Origin of the sequence: Lysinibacillus sp. A4 (assembly GCF_024919535.1) — a bacterium.
Lineage (GTDB): Bacteria > Bacillota > Bacilli > Bacillales_A > Planococcaceae > Lysinibacillus > Lysinibacillus capsici.
The window spans coordinates 408,369-427,356 of record NZ_JANWTB010000003.1; the positions used below are offsets into that span (position 1 = coordinate 408,369).

At 37.2% G+C, this 18,988-nt stretch carries 20 protein-coding genes; 7 read left to right on the forward strand and 13 right to left on the reverse strand.

The genetic code is table 11. From position 1 onward, the window contains the following. Positions 1 to 21: 21 nt before the first annotated feature. Together NY607_RS07455 and NY607_RS07460 are read right to left on the reverse strand one after the other, a co-directional pair. A complete protein-coding gene (locus NY607_RS07455) occupies positions 22 to 813 on the reverse strand; it encodes an alpha/beta fold hydrolase (protein WP_048393651.1) in 792 nt (263 codons plus the stop codon). A 125-nt stretch (positions 814 to 938) separates the two neighbouring features. Further along, the gene (locus NY607_RS07460; RefSeq protein ID WP_054549973.1) at positions 939 to 2,288 is read right to left on the reverse strand and encodes an FAD-binding oxidoreductase; all 1,350 of its coding nucleotides are present in this window, start codon (positions 2,286 to 2,288) and stop codon (positions 939 to 941) included. Positions 2,289 to 2,442: 154 nt separating this feature from the next. On the opposite strand from NY607_RS07460, the gene NY607_RS07465 reads away from it, so the two are divergent. The 3 genes from NY607_RS07465 to NY607_RS07475 all read left to right on the forward strand — a co-directional run bounded on the left by NY607_RS07465 (position 2,443) and on the right by NY607_RS07475 (position 4,352). Then, complete coding sequence (locus tag NY607_RS07465; protein ID WP_259419402.1) at positions 2,443 to 3,852, forward strand: LysM peptidoglycan-binding domain-containing protein; 1,410 nt, start codon at positions 2,443 to 2,445, stop codon at positions 3,850 to 3,852. A gap of 131 nt (positions 3,853 to 3,983) precedes the next feature. Then, positions 3,984 to 4,148: a YfhD family protein gene (locus tag NY607_RS07470; RefSeq protein WP_004226371.1), complete on the forward strand. Its 165-nt coding sequence runs from the start codon at positions 3,984 to 3,986 to the stop codon at positions 4,146 to 4,148. 12 nt (positions 4,149 to 4,160) lie between these two features. Continuing rightward, positions 4,161 to 4,352 carry an H-type small acid-soluble spore protein gene (locus NY607_RS07475; protein WP_004226369.1) on the forward strand — a complete coding sequence of 64 codons (192 nt, stop codon included), beginning with the start codon at positions 4,161 to 4,163 and terminating at the stop codon, positions 4,350 to 4,352. A gap of 45 nt (positions 4,353 to 4,397) precedes the next feature. Here NY607_RS07475 and NY607_RS07480 read toward each other — a convergent pair whose 3' ends face one another. Together NY607_RS07480 and NY607_RS07485 are read right to left on the reverse strand one after the other, a co-directional pair. After that, positions 4,398 to 6,542 carry a bifunctional diguanylate cyclase/phosphodiesterase gene (locus NY607_RS07480; RefSeq protein ID WP_241489998.1) on the reverse strand — a complete coding sequence of 715 codons (2,145 nt, stop codon included), beginning with the start codon at positions 6,540 to 6,542 and terminating at the stop codon, positions 4,398 to 4,400. 198 nt (positions 6,543 to 6,740) lie between these two features. Then, on the reverse strand, positions 6,741 to 7,268 hold the full coding sequence (locus NY607_RS07485) for an RNA polymerase sigma factor (RefSeq protein ID WP_054549971.1): 528 nt from the start codon (positions 7,266 to 7,268) through the stop codon (positions 6,741 to 6,743). Between the two features lie 238 nt (positions 7,269 to 7,506). On the opposite strand from NY607_RS07485, the gene sspI reads away from it, so the two are divergent. Continuing rightward, positions 7,507 to 7,716: a small acid-soluble spore protein SspI gene (gene sspI, locus NY607_RS07490; protein WP_004226361.1), complete on the forward strand. Its 210-nt coding sequence runs from the start codon at positions 7,507 to 7,509 to the stop codon at positions 7,714 to 7,716. Positions 7,717 to 7,795: 79 nt separating this feature from the next. After that, positions 7,796 to 9,175 (forward strand): FAD-binding oxidoreductase, encoded by a 1,380-nt coding sequence (locus NY607_RS07495; RefSeq protein WP_259419403.1) that lies wholly within the window; start codon positions 7,796 to 7,798, stop codon positions 9,173 to 9,175. Between the two features lie 47 nt (positions 9,176 to 9,222). Here the strand turns inward: NY607_RS07495 and NY607_RS07500 are convergent, their stop codons facing one another. The 9 genes from NY607_RS07500 to argF all read right to left on the reverse strand — a co-directional run bounded on the left by NY607_RS07500 (position 9,223) and on the right by argF (position 17,032). Next, positions 9,223 to 9,735, reverse strand: coding sequence for a GNAT family N-acetyltransferase (locus NY607_RS07500; protein ID WP_054549969.1), 513 nt, complete (start codon positions 9,733 to 9,735; stop codon positions 9,223 to 9,225). A gap of 15 nt (positions 9,736 to 9,750) precedes the next feature. Next, positions 9,751 to 10,464 (reverse strand): amino acid ABC transporter permease, encoded by a 714-nt coding sequence (locus NY607_RS07505; RefSeq protein WP_054549968.1) that lies wholly within the window; start codon positions 10,462 to 10,464, stop codon positions 9,751 to 9,753. Positions 10,465 to 10,476: 12 nt separating this feature from the next. Continuing rightward, complete coding sequence (locus tag NY607_RS07510) at positions 10,477 to 11,181, reverse strand: amino acid ABC transporter permease (RefSeq protein ID WP_054549967.1); 705 nt, start codon at positions 11,179 to 11,181, stop codon at positions 10,477 to 10,479. Between the two features lie 24 nt (positions 11,182 to 11,205). After that, positions 11,206 to 12,030: a transporter substrate-binding domain-containing protein gene (locus tag NY607_RS07515; RefSeq protein WP_054549966.1), complete on the reverse strand. Its 825-nt coding sequence runs from the start codon at positions 12,028 to 12,030 to the stop codon at positions 11,206 to 11,208. Between the two features lie 20 nt (positions 12,031 to 12,050). Beyond that, complete coding sequence (locus NY607_RS07520) at positions 12,051 to 12,329, reverse strand: glutaredoxin family protein (RefSeq protein ID WP_004226351.1); 279 nt, start codon at positions 12,327 to 12,329, stop codon at positions 12,051 to 12,053. A 13-nt stretch (positions 12,330 to 12,342) separates the two neighbouring features. After that, positions 12,343 to 13,356 (reverse strand): LLM class flavin-dependent oxidoreductase, encoded by a 1,014-nt coding sequence (locus NY607_RS07525; RefSeq protein WP_259419404.1) that lies wholly within the window; start codon positions 13,354 to 13,356, stop codon positions 12,343 to 12,345. 45 nt (positions 13,357 to 13,401) lie between these two features. Then, the gene (locus NY607_RS07530; RefSeq protein WP_054549964.1) at positions 13,402 to 14,730 is read right to left on the reverse strand and encodes an LLM class flavin-dependent oxidoreductase; all 1,329 of its coding nucleotides are present in this window, start codon (positions 14,728 to 14,730) and stop codon (positions 13,402 to 13,404) included. 143 nt (positions 14,731 to 14,873) lie between these two features. After that, complete coding sequence (locus NY607_RS07535) at positions 14,874 to 15,770, reverse strand: LysR family transcriptional regulator (protein WP_259419405.1); 897 nt, start codon at positions 15,768 to 15,770, stop codon at positions 14,874 to 14,876. 296 nt (positions 15,771 to 16,066) lie between these two features. After that, positions 16,067 to 17,032: an ornithine carbamoyltransferase gene (gene argF, locus NY607_RS07540; RefSeq protein WP_259419406.1), complete on the reverse strand. Its 966-nt coding sequence runs from the start codon at positions 17,030 to 17,032 to the stop codon at positions 16,067 to 16,069. 243 nt (positions 17,033 to 17,275) lie between these two features. Between argF and NY607_RS07545 the strand changes: the two genes are divergently transcribed. Beyond that, the gene (locus NY607_RS07545; RefSeq protein ID WP_131521360.1) at positions 17,276 to 17,722 is read left to right on the forward strand and encodes a MarR family winged helix-turn-helix transcriptional regulator; all 447 of its coding nucleotides are present in this window, start codon (positions 17,276 to 17,278) and stop codon (positions 17,720 to 17,722) included. 22 nt (positions 17,723 to 17,744) lie between these two features. Then, on the forward strand, positions 17,745 to 18,743 hold the full coding sequence (locus tag NY607_RS07550; protein ID WP_259419407.1) for a serine hydrolase domain-containing protein: 999 nt from the start codon (positions 17,745 to 17,747) through the stop codon (positions 18,741 to 18,743). Positions 18,744 to 18,988 lie beyond the last annotated feature (245 nt).

Below are 18,988 nucleotides of genomic sequence, written 5' to 3' on the forward strand. Positions count from 1 at the left end.
TGAAAATCCTTTCATTTTTCCCTACAAAAAATCTGCAATACATTGTATCGTTTCATTTGGGTGACTAATATGTGGATAATGACCTTTTGCTTCCATTAATTGTAACGTGCTATTTTTGAGATGCTGATGCAAATAATCTCCAACACTACTTGGCACAATACTATCTTCCGAGCATTGGATAATTAACGAAGGAACAGAGACCTTTGGTAATTCACTTCGATGATCAGATAAAAATGTGACCTCAGCAAATTCCTTTGCAATGATAGGGTCTGCTGCTATAAAGGTTTGCTTCAATTCCTGTGTTAATGCTGGCTGTTCAGGATTACTCATTGCAATAGGTGCCATATAGCTAGCCCAACCTGTAAAGTTCATTTCCATCATGTCTAGTAACTCTGCTATATCACTTCGCTCAAATCCCCCTCGATAACCATCATCATTTAAATAACAGGGAGAAGGACCAATCATAATCAATTTCTTAAAATAGTCAGGGTGCTGGATAGATGCGAGCAGTCCTATCATGGCGCTAATGGAGTGCCCTACAAAAATACTATTTTGTAATGATAGCGTTTCAATAATGTCCAATAAATCTTGTACATAGCCCTGTAACGATTGATATTTTTCTGATGAATAAGCATTTATATCTGAGTTACCTGAGCCTACATAATCGAATAATATAATCTTATATTTGTCCATAAATGCAGGCGTAATGAAACGCCACATATTTTGATCACAGCCAAATCCATGTGCAAAAATAAGCGGTTGGTCCCCTTGTCCGAGTATTGTTACATTATTACGAACAACAATATTTTCCATTCCAATCAATCCTTTTAGAAATATATGTAATAGTTTTATTGTGACCCCTTAAACAGTATTTATCAAGCTAAAACGTGAAAATCAAAAAGGAGCAGGAGTGCCGCTTCACCTGCTCCATTCTCCAGCTACAACCACTTCCTAATAGGTGGGATACTCTGCTGAAATTGAAATACATTATACGGATCATATTTTGTTTTCACTTCACGAAGCCTTCTAAAATTACGTCCGTAATAGGCTGTATGCCAGTCCTTAATATATCGATCTGGAAAATTCACATAATCACCAGACGTATAAGGTGATAAAGCTTGACGTAAATTTTCTACCCACTTAATATTTTGTTCTTCCTCTTTCGGTTTTTTCCAGGAAGTATTATATTCTTGAGCTATTATCGCATTGCGATAGTAATAGGCTGTATGCTGGGGAGCAATTTCACCTACTGCTCCTCTTAAAGACTGTTGCCATATTGTTGTATTTGAATTAGGTGCATGGGCTAAAAATTCTTTCATCCTCTGAATCGCCTTATATGGAAACGGTCTCTCCAAAAATGACCCTGATCTTTTTCGATACGCAGGCTGATTACCGCTTGGTAAATCAAAAAATTCTATTGCCTTGCTATATGGCACTTCCTTTATCCAAATACTTGTTGGCAAGCCTGTTTTTCTAAGAGGGCGAAGCAATTTCTTTAATTCAGCTGCTGTTCCTATAAACTCACCTTGTGCGACTATCTCACCTACTTCCTTTGTTTTTAGCTCAATCTGTGAGGTTAGACGCTTATCTGTATAGGGAGCCCATTTTTGCCATGCATCAAAGGCCACTTCAAAGTCATCCCATCCCCATGTAATAGAGAACAGTGATACCTCATTAATCGCATGAAGCTTGAATGTCAAAGAAGTGACTATACCAAAATTGCCTCCTCCTCCACCACGACTTGCCCAAAACAAATCATGATGTTGTTGCTTATTCGCTCTAATTACCTGAGCACCCTCATGTTCACTAGCTACCACCGTTTCGATTTCAATAAGATTGTCACAAGTTAATCCAAATGGTCGTGATAGCATCCCAATCCCACCACCAAGGGTCAAACCGACCACCCCAACACTACTTTCTGTACCAGCAGGAATGGTAACACCATGCTCCCATAATGTACGGTATACGTTTCCCATATTAGCTCCAGCATCAATCCTAGCCGTCATTTCTGAGAGATTTACCGAAATATCATTCATATCACTTACATCAATGACAAGCCCTTTATTTACTAAAGAAAAATTTTCATAGCTATGACGACCGCTTCGAATTCTGAAAGGCTCATTGTTTTCTCTAGCCCATTTTAATGCATTAACCACATCTTTCGTTTTTTGACAAAACACAATGACACTCGGATATTTGGGATTATTTAAATTATTATTCGTTCTCGCTTGTTCATAATCCGAATCTTCAGGCGTGACGATTCTTCCTGTGAGCTTCGCCTTTTTCAACATCAAGCCCCTTTCTCACAATGATACTTATCCTATGCAACTTATTGAGAAAGAATTTGAAATTTCAGCTTTTTTCTAGAATCACACTAAAATACTCTTTTCCACACTTGAAACATATGATGCACTAATAACAACAACGTGTTGGAGGTGTTCTATGCTTATCCATGTGGTAAGTGCTGGCGAAACACTGTGGCAAATCGCTAATCGTTATGCTGTACCCGTTCAATCTATTAGCCAATTAAATGCATTAGCTACTCCTGATCAATTAGCCATCGGACAATCACTGGTTATCCCTTCTCCTTATACAATTTATACCGTTCAAAAAGGAGATACGTTATGGTCAATCGCACAGAAATTTAGCGTTCCCTTGCAATCTATCATAATAGAAAATCATCTAACGAATCCCGATCAATTAACACCAGGAACGAAATTAATTATTCCACCCATTGTTCATATCGTGCAGCCAGGAGAAACTTTATGGCAAATAGCACAGCGCTATGGTACGACCGTTCAAGCCATTGCTATAGAAAATAAACTAAACACTCCCAATATGCTTTATGTTGGTTCACAATTGATGATTCCAAGAAAATTACCAACGATTGAAGTCAATGCTTATTCCTACCAACCTTCAGATGAAGCTGTAGACTCCATTAATGCTATTGGTCATCTACTAACTTATTTTAGTCCTTTTGCTTATAAGATGAAGGAAGATGGGACATTACAACCCATTAATGATGAAAATATGATAGCGGCAGCAAAGGCTAAACATATTATCCCTATGTTAACGCTCACTAATTTTACTTCTACAGAAGAAGGCTCTAATTTAGCACATGTCGTCTTGTCCAGTCCAGAGTTAAGTAAAAAGGTCATGAATAATGTATTACAGGTGATGCAAGATAAAGGTTATCAAGTATTAAATATTGATTTTGAAAATGTTTTACCTGCTGATCGCGAAAAATTCAATACCTTTATTCAATTGGCTGTGGATACCCTTCATCCAAAAGGCTATTTAGTTTCAACAGCGCTCGCACCTAAAACAAGTGCTTCACAAACTGGGACATTATATGAAGCGCATGATTACGAAGCACATGGGAGAATAGCAGATTTTGTTGTATTAATGACATATGAATGGGGCTATCGTCTTGGCCCTCCACAAGCTATTTCCCCGATTAATGAAATGCGAAGAGTCGTGGAGTATGCTTTAACTGAAATACCAGCTGATAAAATCTTATTGGGTTTTGAGTTGTATGCGCGTGATTGGCTCTTGCCTCATGTCAAAGGCCAAGAAGCCGAAACGTTTAGCCCGCAGGAAGCGCTCAATAGGGCCATCAAGTACGGGGCAACAATCCAATATGATCCAACGGCACAATCTCCTTTTTATCGATATGTTGATGAGCAAGGAAGGCAACACGAGGTATGGTTTGAAGATGCGAGAAGTGCACAAGCCAAATTTGACATGACTAAACATTACAACTTACGTGGCATTAGTTATTGGGCATTAGGATTCCCGTTTCCTCAAAATTGGGTTTTATTAAACGATAATTTTTCTGTTAAAAAATCTTAATACTCATTATTGTTCGCAATCAACAAAGAGCTATGCGAATTTTTCCTTGTAAAGTGCGATCTGTGCTGACGGGATAAAAAGTTCATTTCAAAGCCATATTAATTTATATCAACAGGAAAGGAGCAACTCACATGGGAAGAGACAATAAACAAGGTCAAAGCAATAATAAAGGCTCATTACCTCAAACGCCAAAAAACCAAAAGATTGCACCAAACAAGGTGAGTGAGGAATTTTCTCAAGAGTTTATGGAGCTAATTAACACAGTCACGCAAAATAAGAATAAGCAGAAAAAATAAGGGGGGCTTCAGTTGGATTTTCAACGTGCACAAGAAATTGTCGCCTCACCTTTAGAATTTGAAGTGAGCTATAATGGTGTTTCCATCTGGATCGATCAGCTCCACGATGATGAAAAAACAGCGACAGTTCACCTACGCCGTTCTTTAGAAGAGCGATCTGAAGTAGCTATATCCGAATTAAAAGAAGAATATCTCGTTCACTAAACAGCAAGAACCTGCTTACTCAATAGCAATAAGCAGGTTCTTTTTTTAAATACTATAATCTTCAATATATTGAAGTTGTGTTAATACTTCCTCCACACGATGATGTAAATCTTTATAGGTTTCCGTAATTTGCTGTGGGGATATTGGCTTACTGAATAGATAGCCCTGAATATAATCACAGCCACCATCTATTAGAAAAGATAATTGCTCCACTTCTTCAATGCCCTCTGCCACAACCTTCAAACGTAAATGTTTAGCCATCGAAATAATCATGGAAACAAGTGCTTCATCATTCGGATTATGTGGCACGTTTCTCACAAATGTTCGGTCAATTTTTAAACAATCAATTGGGAATTCCTTTAAATAAGATAGAGAGGAATAACCTGTTCCAAAATCATCTACAGCAATTTGGATGCCTAATGCCTTTAACTCATGTAATAGCTGTGTCATTTGATCAATATTCATCGTCATACTTTCTGTAATTTCTAATTGTAAAAATGACGGATCTAAATTGGTACGATGTAAAATATCTTGTACCATTTCTACTAAATCCTGTTGAAATAACTGGCCAAGTGATAAATTCACTGCCACTTTCATCGGAGGTAAGCCTTGTTTCTCCCATATTTTCGCTTGAGTGCATGCGTTTTCTAAAATCCATTTACCTAGCGGGATAATAAGGCCACATTCTTCAGCAATAGGAATAAAGACATCAGGTGGAACAAATCCCCGAGTTGGATGACGCCAGCGAACCAAAGCTTCGACCGATTCAATGGTGCCTGTTTTTAAGTTGACCTGTGGTTGATAGTCTAAATAAAATTCATTATTGGCTAACGCATTATGTAAGTCTTGCTCTAACAATATTCGATCTGCAATACCTTTAGACATGTATGGTTTATAAAAAAGAAATCTTTGAGGTATTTGTCTAGCTTCTCGCATCGCTAACTGTGCATGCATTAATAGCTCTTCACCAGTCCATTGCTCCTCATAAAGAGCAATCCCAATATTTAGACTGCCATTCAATGAAAATAATTGGACCTGTAAAGGATCTGCCATGGCACTTTTAAGATTTAAGCAAAATTGTAGTAGTTCCTCAATCGTCTTTACATGGTCAATATAAATAACAAATTGTCCTTCACGCAGTTTAGTTGCAAAATAATGTGGAGGTACAATCGATTGAATTCGCTCTGCAACAAGTTTCATCATTTTATTAGAGTTACTAATCCCAATGGACGAACGAATCGCCGCAAAGCGATCAATTTCTATGGCAATGATAGCCTTTTGCGCTTTATGTTCATGTAAATTTTCTTTTAACGTCTTAAGTAAAAAATGTTCATTTGGCAACAATGTAATATCATCATGATAAGCTTGAAATCGAAGCTCTTTTTGAGATTGTTCAAGATCCTTTTTAATTTTCAACAGCTGCTGAAAGGGTTTTTCCACAGATGTATAATAAATCGCCTTTAGGAAAAAATAGAATGCTAAAAACTGATAGATCAGTGCTGAGAAATCCCATATCGCATTTTGATCTTGACTAACAATAAAGAAGACATCACTCACAATAAGGGAAATAGCTGCGCTAATTAGCCACATGGAACGCTTTGGTAATTTTTTTACATATGTACTAACAATAGCAATGGTTAAAATTTGAAGAATAATAGCAATTAAGTGTACCATATTATCAATCGTATCTAACCAATTTTTAGGCAATACTTTGGGCGAATAATAAGCCAGAAAAACGCTTCCTAGAACGAAAAGCATCGAACAACCATATGTCAGTATCCGATGATTCATGGTTAATCGCTTTTTAGGGTTTAAAATAATAAGTATAAATCCAATGGCTAAGTATAAACGTATTAATATATGTAGGGGCTCGTTCATAAAGTTCCATTCTCTAGATTGGCTAAAAAACAAGCTAACTAATTCTAATAAGGCAATAATGAAAAACATGTTTCCTATGTATAAAGTTTGATTGGATAATAAGTGTGAAAATACTAAATAGGATTGGATCGCAATTGCCATTGTAAAAACAATGATTAATATTTGTATCACCAATTTTATATCTTGATACATGTTACCTTGGAAAACACCATATATTTGATTGCTAAAGCTCAGTAATGGTATGACAAGTAATAAGGGTAATACCATATACCAAATTTCTTTTTTCTCTATCTGATTAAACCATCTCTCCACTCCAAACCCTCCATACTACTATATAAACATTCACTAGGAAATTTTATCTATCTATATCGATTATTTAAATTTGAATTGTATATTTCTTTGACTTCTTACAAATCATAACACTTTTATCGGAATTTGTATGCACCTATGTGAAGTATGCTAATATTCATTTTATTTCAATATTAGCATACTTTTGATATTTTTAGTTCTTTATTCCACCCTGGAAAGTTGATGTTTCAATCTCTGGATGATTCTACCTCTTCTTTTTTTAATAGCAACAGCGGATAAGCCTAATGCATTAGCTATTTCTTGATCACTGTAACCTTCTACATAATAAAGTAGTAATATTTCTCTTTCTATCTGCTTAAGCTGAGACAACTTAATTTCAAGTAAGCTAGGATTTTTTTGATTGTCCCATCCCTCCATATCACTAAGAATAAAATTGAGTGTTTCACCATCAACAACCGTTATTCGCTCTGAATAGTTTTTTTCCTTTGATAATTCATTTAGAATCTCACCTTTTATCGAGGAATAAAGATAAGCAGAAAATTGTCCCTTTGCTGGATCTGCTTTTAGCCATGCCCTCCATACCGCAATAGAAGCAATATGACGATAGTAATCAAAATCCTTGTAAATATGAAGCTGCGTAAAAATGGCTGTAATCATTGGTTGCACAGCCTCTAAAATTTCTTCAAAAGATTGTGTTAATGAAAGCTTGTGATTGTTGCGAATGGACATACCACTCTTCCTGTCAACTGTGCACAGTTTTATATTCCTAGGTAACACAATCTTAGACTGTCATGTTGCTTGAGAGCTAATGCCCATTTTCAACATTTCAGCGCGCAGAAAGAATAAAATGCCTGGCATATTTAGTCATAATTCCTCCAAAGTTATTGCAAAAATTATCTATTTTCTTTGGTATTTCATACATATTTAAACGATAGTTGGACAAATTACTACTAAGGAGGCGATATAGATGAATTTTCAAATAAGAGATGCAATTACAGCGAATGTACATGGTCAATCTGCCGCAGAATTCAAAGACATTGTGGAAGATGCTATTAATCGCGGAGAAGAGCATTTACTACCAGGGCTTGGGGTGTTTTTTGAAAAATGGTGGAAGCAATCCAGTCCATCAGAACAAGATGAATTTGTTCAAAAACTAGAAAAAGTATTTGCTAACTGATTTTTAATGAACTGTGCATTCCATTTCCAATAAATGCGTGATAAAGTTTTACTTATCAGAAAATTTTGGAGGGATTGGAATGACTGTTGCAGTAGAATTACTTGTCAATCAACTCAAACAGGTTTTATTAGAAGAACAAGTGTCAACAAACGAAACGGTACGACAGCTACATGGAAAGGATGAATCTCATCATATGATGAGATTACCTGATATCGTTGTCTTTCCCCGTTCCACAGCTGATGTCAGTGCCATCTTAAAAATTGCACATGCACAACGTGTACCAGTTGTACCATTCGGTGTTGGCTCCAGCTTAGAAGGAAACGCGATTCCTATTGCACATGGTATTTCTATTGATTTCTCTGAAATGAATAAGATTTTAGAAGTTCGACCTGACGACCTTCTTGTAAAAGTTCAGCCTGGCGTCACGCGCTCTCAACTGAATAAGGAGTTAAAAAAACACGGTCTACAATTCACAGTGGATCCAGGTGCAGATGCAACACTAGGTGGCATGGCTGCGACGAATGCTAGTGGTACGACTGCTGTGCGTTACGGTGTTATGCGTGATCAGGTTCGTGATTTAGAGGTTGTCCTTGCAGATGGCTCTGTCATCCATACAGGTAATTTAGCCGCGAAATCCTCTTCTGGTTACCATTTAAATGGTCTATTTGTCGGCTCTGAAGGAACACTTGGCTGCTTTACGGAGTTAACGTTAAAAGTGTATGGTATACCTGAATTTGTGATAGCAGGGCGAGCTGTTTTTGACACAGTTGGAGATGCTGTTAGTGCTGTTACCGCCTTATTACAGGCTGGTATTTCAATTGGTCGAGTGGAATTGGTCGATGAATCCTCTATGAAGCAGGCCAATGTCTATAACGATACATCCTTTAGCGAAAAACCAACATTGTTTTTAGAATTCCACGGAAACGAAGCGGGTATGCATGCGGACATCGCATTTGCTACAGAAATTTTTGAGGACTACAGCTGTCTATCCGTCGAATTCGAGCAAGATAATGCTGCTCGTAATAAGCTTTGGGAAGCACGACATTCTTTAGCCTATGCATATATTCATGCTTATCCTGGTAAGAAGCTCATGTCAACGGATGTCTGTGTACCAATCTCTGTGCTTGCTGAAACCATTTTATATGCACGAGAACAGCTTGATCATGTTGGACTCGCAGGTGGGCTTGTGGGCCACGTGGGCGATGGAAATTTCCATGCACTTTTAATGTTAAATCCAAATGACGCCGAGGAGCAGGCAAAAGCGGATCGCTTCAATGAACAAATTGTGCAATATGCATTACTTCGAGGTGGCACATGTACGGGCGAGCATGGTGTTGGCATTGGCAAAATGAAATACCAAGCCACTGAGCATGGTACCTCTTTAGTCGTCATGAAAAGCATAAAAGCAGCGCTTGATCCACTTAACATTATGAATCCAGGAAAGATTTTCACACTATAATTAACATTAAAACCCGCTGATTGACTAGAGCATCAGCGGGTTTATCATTATAAATCATAACGGAAGCTCTTGACTAATATATCTCCCTTGTAAAATTCCTTCGACTCATCTCGCACAAAACCTAATGATAAGTAAAGATTTATGGCAGCCTGCATCATATCACCTGAGTGTAAATAAAGTGCCTGATCCTGTCTCTTTCTAGCAAAGGCAAAACTTTCATTTAATAATTTCTTAGCAACCCCTTGCCCTCTGCCTTTTGGATGCACACCTAATAAGCGCACAATCGTCGATTGAATATTTAGCTCTGGCAAGCCATACGCTTTCCCTGCATCCGTAAATAGTTGTAATCCACCTAATATGTCATCTCCGCGTTTTGCAATTAGAATTGTTTCTGCATTCGGATTACCAACCGAAGCACGGATATCACTTAAATATGATTGCCAGCGCTCTGGGTCTTCATAGTCCTTTTCATATTGCGCATAGCTCTCAACTAAAACTTCAAGATAGTTTGCATAATCTTCCTCTTGTAAATGTTCAATCACAATGTTTGCTACTGTCATTCTAATTTCCCCTTTCTATGATGAAAAACCGCCTTTACTATAGGCTGTTACTCTTTTTTCAATTCGGTGTGAAACCCATTCTACTATGATTGAAATTCCCCAATAAATAAGACCAACAGCAATAAATGACTCTAAAAACTTTAAGTTCATGGAAGCAATAATATTTGCCACACCGGTCAATTCTTTAATGGATAGGAAAAATGCTAATGATGTAGCATGTAAAAAACCAATAAAAACATTCGTTAAGTTGGGAATAGATTGCCCAAATGCTTGTGGTAAAATATAACGTCGCATCGCTTGAGGAAATGTTAATCCAATCGCATATGCTGCTTCTAATTGTCCTTTAGGTACAGCTAATATCCCTGAACGAATAATTTCTGAGGCATAAGCCCCTGCACTAAGTGTTAAGGCTAGTATGACAAAAAATAAAATAGGAATAGAATTTGATTGTATCTTTAAATGAAGCAAATTAGCTACACTATCAACTAGCATTGGCAAGCCAAAATAAACGAGCATGATATGCATAATGATAGGTGTTCCTCTGAAAAATGAAACATAAAAATTAAGTACAGATGAGACTATTTTTATCTGTTGAATGCGCACGAAAGCTACAATTATGCCAATAACGATTCCTAATAAAACAGGTGTAATAGTCATGAATAAGGTTAACGGTATTACTTTACTAATTTCTCGTAATGCTTCTCCTATAAAAGCGATATCAATGGTCATAGCATATTCCCCCTATTGTGAAGCAAGCTCCTTTGGCATATAGCGATTAAAATAGCGTTCATTAAATTTAAATACTTTTTCAAGGATTATAACGATGACATAGTAAACAATTGACAAAGCTACATAGATTTCAAACGCTCGTGTCGTAGAAGCAATCAAGGTTTCTCCCCTCCCCACCATATCCATTACACCGATGGAGAATGCTAACGATGTATCTTTTAATGAACTAATCATTGTATTTGCTATATTTGGAAAAGCAACACGTATTGCCTGTGGAAAAACAATTCGCATAAAAGCCTGTGATCCACTTAAGCCTACTGAATAGGCCGCCTCCATTTGACCCCGATCAACGGTTAAAATTGCTGCACGAAATATTTCGGCAAAGGCTGCCGCATTGCTGAATGTGTACGTAATAATAACAAAATACATTGCATCCATTCGTGTCACATCAATATGAATGAGCTTTAACAATGCGGGTATACCGTAAAATACTAAGAACAACTGCACTAAAATGGGTGTACCACGAATAAAGGATATATAGATTGTAATAATTTGCTTCAATATTGGTATGTGAAGTAGCTTTGGTATGGCTAGCACAATCCCAAGCATCATACCAAAAAGTATGGAGAATACTAGAATCTCGAAAGTTATGGGTAAATACTGAAGCAATGTTGGAAGTACTTCCGCAATTAGCACGACATCAAAGTTATTTTCCATACTGCCATCTTCCTTTCCTATTCATTAGAAGTCTACTGTATAATCATCACCCAACCACTTTTTACTAAGCTCACTCACTACCCCCTCATTCTTTAATTCAACGATCGCTTCATCTAAGCGCTCCTGTAACTTCACTTCATCTTTATTGAGTAAAAAGTAGACCTTTGAATTTAATAATGCATCACCTACAACCTTTTGCTGTGCCTCATTGCTTTCGTTATAGTATCGAACAGCAAACGGTGTGGTAATAATGGCATCAATTCGTCCCGTTGCAAGTTGATTATTAACATCGACAGAGCCAGAAGAATAAACGATATTTGCTCCTAAATTATGCTCTTTATTATACTTTTCAATAAAAACAGCAGAATTACTTGTTGGTGAAACACTCACATTTTTCCCTTTTAAATCCTCAATGGATTGAATTGCATTATTTTTCTCGTTGACTGTCACCTTTAATGGGAAAACATTATACGGCTCTTTATTAAATAAAAACTTCTCTTCACGCTCACTATTAACTTCCATTTGATGGGCAATAAAATCTATTTTTCTTGTTTCTAAACTTAGTAATAAATTGGAGAATTCCAATGTTTTAAATTCAAACTCATATTCTGGTAGCTTCTCATCAATTGCACGAACAAGCTCTACATCATAACCAGTTAAATTTCCCTTGTCATCTAAAAAACAGATGTTTGGAAACTGAGTTCCCGTACCAACTATAATTTTTTGAACATCCTTGCCACTCTGTGCTGTTTTTTGAGCACTTGCGTCACCAACTGTTTTTTCTGAGTTTGCACACGCAGTTAATAGCGCTGCTAGCACAAGTAGCAAATAAAATGATATTTTTTTCATAAGATTCCTCTCTCCTTCTGTTATGCATATGAGGGTAGATTCACAGCAAGTGCCTTCTGTAGATGCTCTAAACCAATTGCCGTTACGGCTCTATAGATACCTGTTTCACTTGAACCAATTTCTACAACGGGTACATGTCGAACACCATACTTTATATCAAGGATGTCTCTAAAATTATCATTAGACGTGACATCAACTGTTTTGTAGGAAATATGTCGTTCTTGTAGATATGCTTTTATTTCCTCGCAATAACTACAACCTTGCTTCGACCAAATAATTATATCTAAACTTTTTGTCATATCATGACCTCCCTTAGATTACCTTCACCTTTTGCTGTAACTGCAAATGGACAGGACTTAAAAGTTCAAACGAACGTTGACGTTCAAATTCCTTCAAGATGGGCGTATGCAAAATAAATTCATCAATTTGGAATCGTACATGGTAGTCATCTAAATTGGCTCTAATGTCTTCTGCTGTACCGTATAAAATATCGGCTTCATACTGTTCCACTGTATATTCCTCTCCAGATTCCTGACCAAATTTCTCTGCTTGCTCTACTGATTGTAGCGTCAGGCTTCTGCCACTTGCTAAATGCACCTTTGTAATTTTTTGATCTCCTATTAGTTCTTTCGCTTCCTCTTTACTTGGAGCAGCAAGTGCAGCAATGGAAATCGCAAAAGTGCCGTTTGGATGATGACTGCGATAGATTCTAGCCGCTTGCGCCAAAACATCATTATCACTATTAATAAATCGAGCAAAGACAAATGCAATGCCTAGTTTTCCTGCAAGAGCAGCACTTTCAGGGCTAGCGCCAAGCAAAAATAATGTCGGCTTTGCCTTTGGAATCGGCGTTGCTTGTATGCCATATAATTCGTGCTCTTTTGGTATGGATTGCTCAATTAATTGCTGTAAAAATATTAGTCTCTCTTCAAAATCTTCCCCTTGATTGAGTGTGCCATATTGTAGAGCCTTCGTGGAAAGTGGCAAGCCACCAGGGGCTTTACCGATTCCTAAATCTACACGTCCTGGCTCCAATGATGCTAGAACATGGAAATTTTCTGCTACTTTATAGGGACTATAATGCTGTAGCATAACCCCACCTGATCCAATTTGAATGGATTTGGTTTTGGCAAGTAAATAAGAAACCAATACTTCTGGAGAAGAACCTGCTAATGACTCTGTATGATGATGCTCCGATACCCAAAAACGTGAATAGCCTAACTGCTCAGCTCGTTGTGCTAAAGTCACCGTTTTTTGTAATGTTTGTTCATTGCTTGCTCCTTCAATAATAGGGCTTTGATCTAATATGCCTAATGTATAACTCATACAACCCCTCCTAATTTCTTTTATTCAAATAAATTTACTAGGTTTTTAGACAGACTGTTTAACATAGCGACTTTCCTTGAATGGTAAACCTAAATTCCCACGCAAAGTATCTGCCTCATAATCTTTACGATATAGCCCTCTTGCTTGTAAAATTGGCACTACTTTATCAACAAAATCTTCAAGAGCACCAGGTACTGTCACGCCAATAATAAAACCATCTGCTGCTTCCTTTTCAAACCATTCTTGTACAAGATCTGCTACTTGCTCAGCTGTCCCAAAAAAGGCTGTTTTTGGTGTCGCCTCGCGTAAAGCGACTTGACGTAATGTCAGACCCTCCTGCTTAGCATAACGTTTAATATAATCGGTTGTGCTTCTAAAGCTATTGGCTCCAATATCCCCTAGATCAGGAAACGGTGCATCCACATCGTATTGGGTAAAATCATGATGGTCGAAGTAACGTCCAAGATAAGCAAGAGCACGGTCTATGGAAACTAACTCAACAATTTCTTGATATTTCGCCTCTGCTTCCTCCACCGTATCGCCAATAATTGGTGATATACCTGGAAAAATCTTTACTTCTTCGGGATTTCGTCCAAATGTTGCCACCTCTTTTTTTACTCTCGAGTAAAATTTCTGTGCCTCTTCAATAGATGCCCCATGTGTGAAAATGGCATCTGCATCTTTTGCAGCTAATCGAATGCCTGCATCAGACGACCCAGCCTGGAAAATAACGGGCTGGCCTTGCTTTGTTCGACCAATATTGAGTGGTCCTTGGACTGAAAAATATCGCCCTTTATGATGTAATGTGTGTAATTTTTCTGGATCAAAAAATTGATCTTTGTTGACATCTGCAATAAACGCATCATCATCCCACGAGTCCCATAAGCCTTTGACAACCTCTAAGTATTCTTCCGCAATGAGATAGCGTTCTGCATGGCTAGGATGTTGGTCGATTGTTTTGTTATAGTTCAAAGCAGTACTTTCTAATGGTGTCGTTACAACATTCCATCCAGCACGCCCAGCACTAATATGATCTAATGAAGCGAATTGGCGTGCTACTGTAAATGGTTCGCTATAGGAAGTTGAGACTGTTCCAACTAACCCAATGTTTTTCGTCGCTACTGCTAAAGCCGATAAGATTGTAATAGGTTCAAATCGATTTAAAAAATGAGGGATGGATTTTTCGTTAATAAATAAACCATCCGCAATAAATGCTACATCAAATTTTCCCTGCTCTGCTTTCTGAGCCTGCTGAATATAGAAAGGTAAGCTTACACTTTGATTGCTCGCCACCTTTGGATGACGCCAACCAGAAATATTTCCTCCTACCCCATGAATAATTGCTCCAAATCGAATTTTATCCTGTCTAGCCATGTCAATTCCTCCTCAATCTTTATTTTACTAAACATAGTGGTTAAGTATGTTTTGTTGGATTGAGAATGATATTACCGTTCCTTTAGACGATATGCAATAGGTACAGTAATAGAAAAAATTTTATGTGGTGATAAAATTTTTTATCAATACGTGTCTCCTATGCTTTCAAAATGCTTAGCTGTTTCACAAATTGTCTGCCAAAAGGATGATGGCAACGTCTCTTTCTCTTTATAGGTTAAAAATATATGTTGATTCATATCCAGCAAATGCTTAACGTCTATCTCCACAAATTCACCGCTTTCCAGTTCCTTTTTAATGCATAGATGTGGTAAAAAGCTTAGATAGTCTTTTGTCCGAATAAACTCTTTGGCAACTTCTAAATGATCTGTTCGTACCTCAATATTGGCTGCTACTCCCTCTACCTCGAACATTTTATGCACATAATTCCAATCAAACGCGCCACATTCAAAAAACACCATTTTCTGTTGAGCTAATTCTTTTGCTTGAATAAGTTCATCTAGTTGTAATGGGTGATCACGGTGTTTGACAAGTTTCACTGTATTGTTCAATAAAAGCTCGTTCTCAATGTCATCCCCATGTACATATTGAATAAAGCCTAGATGAATTTGGTGGCTTTGTAGCTTTTCTAAAATGTTTGTTGTGGAACCTGTAAATAATTGAAAACGCAAATAAGGAAATTGCTCTTTCCATTTAGGCAATGCATAGGCTAAAAAATACTGTGCTGTTACACCGTTTGCACCAATACATACCTCATCGGTCTCCTGCGTTTCTTCTAATTGCTTCTTTCCTTGCTGAAATGTTTGCACAATTTGCGTGGCAAATGGTAAAAAATCTCTCCCTTTCTCTGATACGCTCACACTTCTTCCATCTCGGTAAAATAACTCAACACCTAGCTCTCGTTCTAATGACTTAATACGTGCAGTTACAGTTGGCTGTGAAAGAAATAATGCATTGGCTGCTTTATGGATACTTTTGTAATGGACAACATATAAAAATGCCTCGATATGATCTATATTCACGAGGAGTTCACCCCTTCATTACTTATTTAACCTATTATATAAATAATCCCTTATTTTCTCTATAACTTATAAGAAAACTATGTTTTATATTTTTGACAAAGAAAAAAGTAACCCAGCGTCTCCCAGGTTACTTTCCTATGTAGCGATGTAGCCATCCATCTTGACAACAAACATCGCACGTGGTGAACATCCCTCTGTCTGCCTACCACTTTTATGTTATTCACATGAACACCCTCTGTTGTCCATGTAAACTCTATCTATCGTACTTCTCAACTCGAGAAAGCATATGTCTATATTTAAGCTAAAATCGATGCTAATACAGCTTTTTGAGCATGCAATCTATTTTCGGCTTGCTCAAAGATGTAAGAATTAGGTCCGTCAATAACTGAAGTCGCAACCTCTTCCTCACGATGTGCTGGTAAGCAATGCAAGAACATATAATTTGGTTTTGCATAGGCTACTAGCTCATCATTAATTTGATAGCCAGCAAAGTCTTGTAAACGTTTTGCTGCCTCTTCCTCTTGCCCCATAGATGTCCAAACATCTGCATAGACGACATCTGCATTTAATACTGCTTCAACTGGATCATTCGTGATCATAATCGTACTGCCATTTGCTGCCGCAATCGCCTGTGCTTTAGCGATGACTTCCCCATCACATTCATACCCTACAGGCGTCGCAACGGCTACATTCATGCCAACGTGTGCTGAAGCTACTACGAGTGAGTGTGCTACATTGTTGCCATCTCCTACATAGGCAATTTTAAGCCCTTTTAACATGCCTTTATTTTCTGCAATCGTCTCTAAATCCGCTAATGCCTGGCAAGGATGATAAATATCCGTTAATCCATTAATAACTGGGATTGCTGCATGCTCTGCCAGCTCTTTGACCATTTTGTGAGAGTTTGCGCGAATCATAATGCCATCTAAATAGCCCGATAATACATGCGCTGTATCGTAAATTGATTCACCACGACCAATTTGCAAATCACGCGCATGCATAAACATGCTTTTCCCACCTAATTGATTCATACCAACTTCAAATGAAATACGTGTACGAGTTGAATGTTTCTCAAAAATCATACCAAGCGTTTTACCTTCTAGTAATCTTGGACATTTCCCCTCTTTTGTAATCATTTTAAGCTGTGTTGCTAATTCAATAAGATCTTGAACCTCTTGACTTGTATAGTCTAGCAAAGTTAGTAGATCTTTTCCTTTTAAACTAGTCACTAACTTTAACTGTACTTCTTCGAGTAATTTCATAGCCTTCGCTCCTTATATCGTTGCTGTTGAAATTAGTATAACATGCATAAATATAAAATCAACTGAATTTTTATAATAAATTTTAATTATTATTCATTTGTTATTAAATGTGACGAAAATTCGTCAAAACGAATATTTATGCATATTTCCTTTTTTATTAAACAAACATATTCTTAAATAATTGCATTATAGTTTATATGCATTCATAATTAATGTATATTAACTATTTAGGCGGTGAAAGAAATGGAAAACGAGCTGATACAGCTGGTCAAAGAGCTGAACCAAGTAGAGTATGAAACAAATGTGATGCTAACAGAAGAATTTTCCACCCTATTAGACGAAACATTAACTACAAAGCAAGCACTATTTTTAAGCCTTCTTCAAACACATGGTCCTTTGCAAACCTTCGAATTAGCAAAGTTGATGGGGACCTCTGCTAGTGCTGTAAGTCAATTAGTAGGAAGACTAGAACAGGAGAGCTTTATAAAAAGAACCGTAAATAAAAAGGATCGTAGAGAAATCATCATCGAGTTAGATACGCGGGGCTTTGATTATTTTCAAAAACAGGAAAAAATTGAGTTAGCCATTATCAATAAATACTATTCACAGCTCGCTAAAGAGGATTTACTGCAATTAAAAGAAATATTTACGAAGCTCCATGCTATTGTCTCTAGCGCTCAAAAAAATTAGCGATGGAAAAGGAGGAATATTTGTGGATTTAAATGATTTAAAAAAGGATATTTTTAAAATTGCTTATCCTTACGTAAAGACTCGTCCGAATGTAACCCTATCCATTGGTGTTATTTGTCGTAATCTAGATGCTGCTTTTATATTCAACGGCTCAAATGTCACATATGATAAAAAACCCTATATCTATGAAATTGGATCAATCTCTAAAGTTTTCACAACATCCATGCTTGGGGAAATGATTCAAGAAGGAATCGTGAAGATAGAAGACTCTATCGCCAAATACTTTTCTGAAATTCCCGACAATCACCCTGTAACTTTGAGGCATTTGGCAAATCACACATCTGGTCTATCGGGATTTGGTGTACTGAAGAACATCTATAATCTTTTTGATAACCAAACTCCTCGTGACCCCTTTTGTCCCTACTCATTGAATGAGGCAATACAGTATTTTAAAATCCATACCCAGGAGCCTAAAGTTAAGTTTAGATATTCTAATGTAGGAATGGGCCTTTTAGGATATTTATTAGCAAATGAACTTCACACTGACTTTGAAACAGCCATTACTCGTAGAATCGTAGAACCTTTAAATTTAACGAATACCTTTATTTCTATCCCCCCCTCTAAAGAAAATACCGTATTGAAGGGATATTCTGTTCGGGGACATAACAAGCCCCCACTTGAAATGAATGAATTTATGGCAGCGGGCGCTATACGATCCACTGTTGATGATTTATTAAAATTTTTAAAAATACACGTTGGCAATCGAAATTCAGGCTATTTATTAACACACCAAGCTACTCATACTATTTCAAAAGATGTAAGCATCGGATTAGGATGGGTACTTGAAGACGATATTATTTGGCATAACGGATCAACAAAAGGCTTCTCTAGTTATCTAGGGTTTAATAAAAAACAGCAAACAGGTGTCGTGATTATATCCAATTATCGATCCTCTATACTTGCAACCAATCCTCTTGAAATGGGGAAAAGTATCTTACAGCTTTTAGAAAATTCTTTATAGCGAAATCGGGGTGTTTCTTGGATGGTATAAAAGGAAATACCCTATTCTTCACAAGAACTCGCTTGTAGCTCCTATACACCTCTTGAAACCTATCCACCTTCACTCATTCTCAGTAATCTTGGCCCGCTAAACGTTTCTAGAAGCTAGCAATGGTTCTTATCATAAGCTAACTTAACATACTTTGGCTGTTGCTCAGTTAAAAGCAACTGTCAGTTTGCTCGCAGATATTTTCCATTAATTTATAT